This window comes from Rodentibacter sp. Ppn85 (genome assembly GCF_001999335.1).
Taxonomy (GTDB): domain Bacteria; phylum Pseudomonadota; class Gammaproteobacteria; order Enterobacterales; family Pasteurellaceae; genus Rodentibacter.
Genome location: NZ_MLHS01000028.1, coordinates 24,643 through 31,245, shown reverse-complemented (window position 1 = coordinate 31,245; position 6,603 = coordinate 24,643). Strand labels below are relative to the sequence as shown.

The following is a 6,603-nucleotide window of genomic DNA, read 5'->3' as shown; positions in this document are numbered from 1 at the left end:
AAATCGACTCATATTTTTTTCCTTATGTGGGTTATGGGGATAACTTCCAAAAGGATTTTCTATGAGTCGATTTATTCAGGCAAAGCCTTTTAAGGCTATAACCACCTTCACAGAAGGTGGTTTTTAGTTTGCAATAAAAAAGACGAACGGACGTTCGTCTTTTCTTTTTTATCTAAAAATATTAATAATTAGCCCATACCGTATTTTTTTAATTTTTTGCGTAAAGTACCACGGTTGATACCAAGCATATTGGCAGCACGGGTTTGGTTACCTCGAGTATATTGCATAACCATATCTAACATTGGGTGTTCAACTTCCGCTAATACTAATTCGTAAAGATCATTCACATCTTGACCATCTAATTGTGATAAATAATTGCGCAATGCTTGTTTGACAGAATCACGTAATGGTTTATTGGTTACTTGTGATTGAGAGTTTAAAACTGAAACAGTTAATGCTTCAGATGGATTACGTTGTTGTTCTAACATTTTTCTTTATCCAAAATTGAATTTAAAAAATTCTCCAACACAATAAGTTGCTGTTTGGCATCATTAATTGTGTTAAAAGCCTGTCTAAAAACGGAATCGGGTTGAATTCCCTGTAAATACCAAGCTACGTGTTTACGTGCAATGCGATAACCTTTTTGTTCGCCATAGAATTGGTGTAATTCTTGAATATGGCGCAAAATCTGACCGCACTTTTCACTTAAACTTGGTGTTTGTGTTATCGAATCGTACTCAATTAGACTATCTACGGCTTGGAATAGCCACGGATTACCTAGTGCGGCACGACCGATCATAATTGCATCAGCACCTGTATAATCAAGTACTGCCTTTGCTTTCGCTGCGGAATCAATATCGCCATTTGCAATTACAGGAATAGAAATAGCTTGTTTAACCGAGCGAATATTGTCGTATTCGGCTTCCCCTTCGAAAAGGCATTCTCGCGTTCGCCCATGAACGGTTAAAGCCTGAATACCGGATTGTTCGGCAATTTTGCCGATTTGTACGCAATTTCGATTGGATTTATCCCAGCCTGTGCGAATTTTTAAGGTGACCGGCACATCAACTGCGCTAACCACCTCCCGTAGAATTTTTTCTACCAGTTCGGGAAACTGCAACAAAGCAGAACCTGCCAGTTTACGATTGACTTTTTTGGCAGGGCAGCCCATATTGATATCAATAATTTCTGCACCGTATTGCACGTTTACAGCAGCAGCTTTCGCCATTTCCAACGGATCGGAGCCCGCAATTTGCACGGCGTTAATACCCAGTTCGTCGCTATGTGCCAAACGCAGTTTCGATTTTTCAGTATGCCAGACTTGTGGATTCGTGGACATCATTTCTGAAAAGGTCAAACCAGCACCGTAATGAGCGCACAGGCGACGAAAAGGTTTATCGGTAATGCCTGCCATGGGCGCAAGTAAAACACGGTTTTTTAATTGGTATGAACCGATTTGCATTTTACTTTTACCACCTCAAAAGCCTAAATCACATTATTATCGAATAGCGCGATAATCGACAAGGCGTGCTATGATACGCATTTTGCATTTATTTGCAAGGCGAATTTTGTTCAAAAAATACACTTTTTTTGATTGACAACAAGAAATTAAACTATTTTTAGCTTGCCTGTAATGCGACACCATTCTTCACGCACCGCCACAGGATCTAAAGTAAAGGTTTGTGCGTAGGTTTCACATACGGATTGGGCTTGCGTTTCTAAAATACCGGATAAGCCAAGTTCGCCGTTTTCTTTGACGAGCTGACTAATCACTGGATAAAGCTCTTTTAATGGACCGGCAAGAATATTGGCAACGACAATATCCGCTTTTAGATCCGTCGGTTTTTCGTCGGATAAAAAGAGTTGTAGGCGATCCGCTACGCCATTTTGTTCCGCATTATTACGGCTTGCGAGAATAGCTTGTGGATCGATGTCAATACCGACCGCACTTTTTGCACCAAGTTTTAGTGCCGCAATAGCTAAAATGCCGGAGCCGCAACCGAAATCAATCACGGTTTTGCCTTTCAAATCTAGTCCGTCCAGCCATTCTAAACAAAGTGCGGTTGTCGGGTGCGTACCGGTGCCGAATGCTAAACCGGGATCGAGCATTACATTGATAGCATTTTCATCAGGAATTTCACGCCAACTTGGGCAAATCCATAAACGTTTGCCATATTGCATTGGGTGAAAATTATCCATCCATTCCCGTTCCCAATCTTTGTCTTCAATTTGTTCAATTTTATAAACGGTATTTTCGTCCAAGTGTTCCGCTTGATGAAGTAAATCGACAATTTTTGCCATATCGGTTTCCGCATCAAATAATGCCATTACATCCGTATTGCCCCAAAGTCTGGTTTCACCAGGTAGCGGTTCAAAAATCGGCGTATCTTGGCTATCCATAAAAGTCACGGAAACGGCACCGATTTCTTCTAGAAAATCACTCATTTTTTCTGCTTTTTCATTTGTACTATTCAGACGAATTTGAATCCAAGCCATTGTGTTTTCCTTAATGTTGCAAAATAGGGTGTATTATACCGATTTTTTCAAAAATTTCGGTAGTAACGTTGAACCGAGAGTGGCAAACATAATGAGTGTGATGCCAAGTGCGGTCGAAAATGAGAGCGTTTCCCCAAGTAACAGAACGGCAAATAAAATACCAAATAGGGGTTCAAGGGAAACTAAAATGCCGGAAAGATTGGCATCGACACTGTTTAATCCTTTATTCCACAGCCAATAGGCAAGCCAACTACAACCGACGGCGAGATAAAATAAGCCGGCGATACCGTAACCGTTTAAATTAACTTCCCAATTTTCTGTTAGAATCAGTGTGAAGGGAATTGTGGTGAGTGTCCCTAATACAATACTGACCGCAGTGTAGGCTTGTGTTGAGACTTTTGCTACTACGCTGCGTGTCCAGCGTAATACACTCGCAAAAATGACTCCGGCACTGAGCACCAATAAGCAACCGAATAAGCTAATTTCATTGATCCCTTCATTGTGCTGGCCGTCATTAATCATCACGGCAACCCCTAAAAATGCGATGGCTCCGAATAACCAATGGAACCATTCGGCTTGGTCTTTAAAAAAGAAATGACCGACAAATACCACCAGTAGCGGTTCAAGCCCAATCATCGTGACGGCACTGGCGGCAGAGGTATATTTTAAACCGATAAATTGCAATAAGAAAACGGCAGTATAGTTAAAAAAGGCAAGCCACCAAAGCTGCTTGCGCATGGGCTTGTCAATTTTTTTCCAACGGCGTAAAAAGAGGGGTAACACGAAAATCGTCGCAATAATTAACCGCATTTGGACAACAAGCACGGGATCCATCATTGAATAGGTGAATTTTGCTGCGATTAATGAACTGCTCCAAAGGAGCAGCGCGATAATTTGGTAGATCATAGAAATTCCATTATTTTTCAAGTGCGGTTGATTTTTCACTTGTTTTCACAAGGCGACTTTCTCCCCATTTATTCCCCACTAAGAATGCGATTAAACCGAATGTTAATGCAGGAACGATTTGATGGAATCCAAGTAGTTTCACACTGAGTTGCGTAAGCAAAATATAGCTGCCCAAGCCGACAATCATCGAGCTTAGTGCTCCGTATGCATTGGCTTTATCCCAATAAATACCCAACACGATGACCCATAAAAATGCGGCTTCCAACCCACCGAAAGCGAACAAGTTCAGCCAAATGATCATATCCGGCGGATTAAGAGCGGCAAGGATTAAAAGTGCGGTTAAAATCAGCGTAATAATAGAAGAAAAGTAGCTGATTTTTTTTTCATTCTTTGCCTCTTCCGGTTTGGCGGAAAGGTATAAATCTTTGACAAAGATTGAGGAGGATTGAATAAGTTGCGCATCAATCGTTGACATAATGGCGGACATTGGGGCGGCTAAAAAAATCCCCGCTATAATTGGCGGTAGCACTTGTAACATTAATGTCGGAATAACCTGATCGGCAATGGTGAGCTCGGGAATAATCGCACGCCCCAGTGCACCGGCTAAATGCATACCGAACATAATTAAAGAAAGCACAATAGTGCCGATCAACATACCTTGATGTAAGGCTTTACTGTCTTTAAATGCCATACAACGAACCGCCGTGTGCGGTAACCCTACCACTCCGAAACAAACTAAAATCCAAAATGATGCCATAAATTGAAAATCAAGCATCTCGTTTGGGCCGTAAGGGGTAACTAACGCCGGATCAATTTCGGTTAATTTATTGACCGCACTTTCCACTCCTCCAAGGGCATAAATTGTGCCGCCAAGTAAGATGAGTGTGCCAATAATCATCACCATACCTTGGATAGTATCGGTCAGCACAACGGCACGAAAACCGCCGATGAAGGTATAGATTCCCACGGTGAAGGCGAAAAGTAAAAGTGCTTGCGTATAAGAAATTCCGATAGTTGTTTCAAGCAATCGCGCACCGCCGATAAATTGCACGGTCATCGCGGCAAAAAAAGCGAGTAATAAGGCAAGGCTTGAAATCCAGACAAGATATTTATTTTTGTAGCGATACAGAAAAAGATCGTTGATAGTTAGAGCGTTGGTTTCTCGGGAAAGAAGGGCGAATTTTTTGCCCAACGCACCTAAAGCAAGCCATACTGCTGGCACCTGAATCATCGCTAATAGTACCCAGCCTAAGCCATATTTATACGCTGCTCCCGGGCCTCCGACAAAAGAACTGGCGCTGGCATAGGTGGAGGCGGTAGTCATGGCAAGCACAAAACCTGTCATCGAGCGATTACCCACATAATATTCCGTTAAAAAATCGCCTTTCGTGCGTTTTACATAAGCATAAATAGCTGCGCCAAATACAAAGGCAAGATAGATGACTAAGGGGAAAATAATACCTAAATTCATTGTTTATCTCCTTTGTCATCTTGCTTTATTTCGAGCGAAATATCTTGATAGATAATCTTAATTAGCCAGTAACCGATTACAATAAATAAAATCGGTAAATAAATGCAAGAGAGTTCAAACCAAAGGGGAAAGCCGATTGGTCCAAGCGTATTTTTAGGTAAGTAAGCGCATAAACACCAGCCAATCACATAGAAGAGTGTTAGCCCTAATGCCCATCGAGCTTCTTTGGCGGCTTGTTTGTATCGTTGCGAGAGCGTCATAGTGTAATCCTTATTTAAAATGTTTTACTCATTTCTAAATAAATACGGTTTTTATCATAACTATAGAAAGGATGGTTACTTTTTATTTTTTGATACGTCCAGGTTAGTTTTGGTGTAATACCCCAAAAATAAATATTTCGATGCCACAGCGTGAGTGCGGCAAAATATTCACTATTTTTTTGACGAATATTAAAAAAGTCAATATCTTTATAGATTCGTCTTGCATAAGCAAGGTTTAATCGGGTGGAAATACCGAGTGGCCATTCTTGTCCCCAACCTAAACGGATATTTTTGCGTTGGTAAGCATTATCGCGATCACGGGTATTTTCACGATTATAATCGATACCTGCAAGCCAATATTGCCCGCTTTTGGGAACAAAAAGTAGGGTGTTTGACCAGAGATAGTTATTACCATTTAAATGTTTTCGCCAGCCATAACGTTGTTCGCCGTATTCAAGTGCGGTTGAAATTTGCCATTTTTCATTCAACCAATAATTGATATCCGCACGCACACCGCTATTTTTAGAATATTGTTTTAGCGAATCACTGCCTGACGAACCGCCTCCGTACCAACGTTTTTCTGTAAAGGGAGTCAATGAGCCTTCAAAACGAGCGGTTTGATAGCCCCATCCTGCACCAACCCGCAAGTTTAATTCATTATATTTTTTATTATTCCAAAAGTATTTACCTTGTCCTTCAAGTTGTAATTTAGTGAAGATATTATTCGCCCAAGACCATTTTTTCTCGGTATTTAAATAGTAGGAAAAACCTTGTGCATTTTCTTTTTCCCAAGCCCGCCAGTTATCAATTTGAGTGCCGCTTTTGGGGGCATTATTAATGTTTGATTCGTTTAAATAACTCACTCCACCGTTCACCTTCCATTGGTTTCGTTTATTTAAGGCGGATAAATATTGATCGATCATTTTAATGGTTTCCGGTGATAGGTTTTCCGCTCGCAATTTTTGAAACTGATCTTTTGCCGCCTCATTGTCATTATTTAAGAATAAAGCTTGGGCTAGTTGATAACGTAAGGCAATGAGGCTGGGATGCTTGCTAAATAAAGCGCGATAACGTTTTACCGCCTGTGAAAAATCGCCTTGCTGACGCAGCATAATCGTTTCAGCCCAAGCCAATAAGGTGGGATCTTGATTAGGTAAATTTTTATAAAGCGGGAGTAAAATCTTTACTGCTTGAGTGTTATTTTGAAAAACCGCAGGAACTAATCCGCCAATAATTAAATCGGGATGTTGTTGTAGTTCGCTGCTACTCATTGAAATATTTCCTCCCTTTGGCATAGAAATTTGTGTTTCTGCTTGTGGAAGCTTTGGCTTTGCCATATTAATGCGATCGTCTAGTCCGTCGTTTTTAGATCGAGCCACTTCTGCCAAGGCATTGACCGCAAATAATATATAAAAGGTAGAAAGAAAAATCTTACCGAATTTCATTAATTTTAATTCTCTTAGATATGAA

The 6,603-nt window shown here is 40.7% G+C and carries 7 protein-coding genes; all 7 read right to left on the bottom strand.

What is annotated here, in order from left to right; genetic code table 11:
• Positions 1-188: 188 nt before the first annotated feature.
• A complete protein-coding gene (gene fis, locus BKL51_RS05820; protein WP_018356238.1) occupies positions 189-488 on the bottom strand; it encodes a DNA-binding transcriptional regulator Fis in 300 nt (99 codons plus the stop codon).
• A complete protein-coding gene (dusB, locus tag BKL51_RS05815) occupies positions 482-1,462 on the bottom strand; it encodes a tRNA dihydrouridine synthase DusB (RefSeq protein WP_077465797.1) in 981 nt (326 codons plus the stop codon). The genes fis and dusB overlap by 7 nt, the downstream gene beginning before the upstream one ends.
• Positions 1,463-1,608: 146 nt before the next feature.
• On the bottom strand, positions 1,609-2,496 hold the full coding sequence (gene prmA / locus BKL51_RS05810; RefSeq protein WP_077465796.1) for a 50S ribosomal protein L11 methyltransferase: 888 nt from the start codon (positions 2,494-2,496) through the stop codon (positions 1,609-1,611).
• 33 nt (positions 2,497-2,529) lie between these two features.
• Positions 2,530-3,402 (bottom strand): DMT family transporter, encoded by an 873-nt coding sequence (locus tag BKL51_RS05805; RefSeq protein WP_077465795.1) that lies wholly within the window; start codon positions 3,400-3,402, stop codon positions 2,530-2,532.
• A 10-nt stretch (positions 3,403-3,412) separates the two neighbouring features.
• Complete coding sequence (gene panF / locus BKL51_RS05800; protein WP_077465794.1) at positions 3,413-4,873, bottom strand: sodium/pantothenate symporter; 1,461 nt, start codon at positions 4,871-4,873, stop codon at positions 3,413-3,415.
• A complete protein-coding gene (locus tag BKL51_RS05795) occupies positions 4,870-5,133 on the bottom strand; it encodes a YhdT family protein (RefSeq protein WP_077465793.1) in 264 nt (87 codons plus the stop codon). Before BKL51_RS05795 ends, panF begins: the two co-directional genes overlap by 4 nt.
• 14 nt (positions 5,134-5,147) lie before the next feature.
• Entirely contained in the window at positions 5,148-6,578 is a 1,431-nt protein-coding gene (locus BKL51_RS05790) for a surface lipoprotein assembly modifier (protein ID WP_077465792.1), read from the bottom strand.
• Between the last annotated feature and the right edge of the window lie 25 nt (positions 6,579-6,603).

Bases quoted from the DNA above. Each gene is read 5' to 3' on its own strand.
- BKL51_RS05805 (WP_077465795.1), bottom strand. From the start codon at position 3,402: ATGATCTACCAAATTATCGCGCTGCTCCTTTGGAGCAGTTCATTAATC.
- prmA (WP_077465796.1), bottom strand. From the start codon at position 2,496: ATGGCTTGGATTCAAATTCGTCTGAATAGTACAAATGAAAAAGCAGAA.
- fis (WP_018356238.1), bottom strand. From the start codon at position 488: ATGTTAGAACAACAACGTAATCCATCTGAAGCATTAACTGTTTCAGTT.
- panF (WP_077465794.1), bottom strand. From the start codon at position 4,873: ATGAATTTAGGTATTATTTTCCCCTTAGTCATCTATCTTGCCTTTGTA.
- BKL51_RS05790 (WP_077465792.1), bottom strand. From the start codon at position 6,578: ATGAAATTCGGTAAGATTTTTCTTTCTACCTTTTATATATTATTTGCG.
- BKL51_RS05795 (WP_077465793.1), bottom strand. From the start codon at position 5,133: ATGACGCTCTCGCAACGATACAAACAAGCCGCCAAAGAAGCTCGATGG.
- dusB (WP_077465797.1), bottom strand. From the start codon at position 1,462: ATGCAAATCGGTTCATACCAATTAAAAAACCGTGTTTTACTTGCGCCC.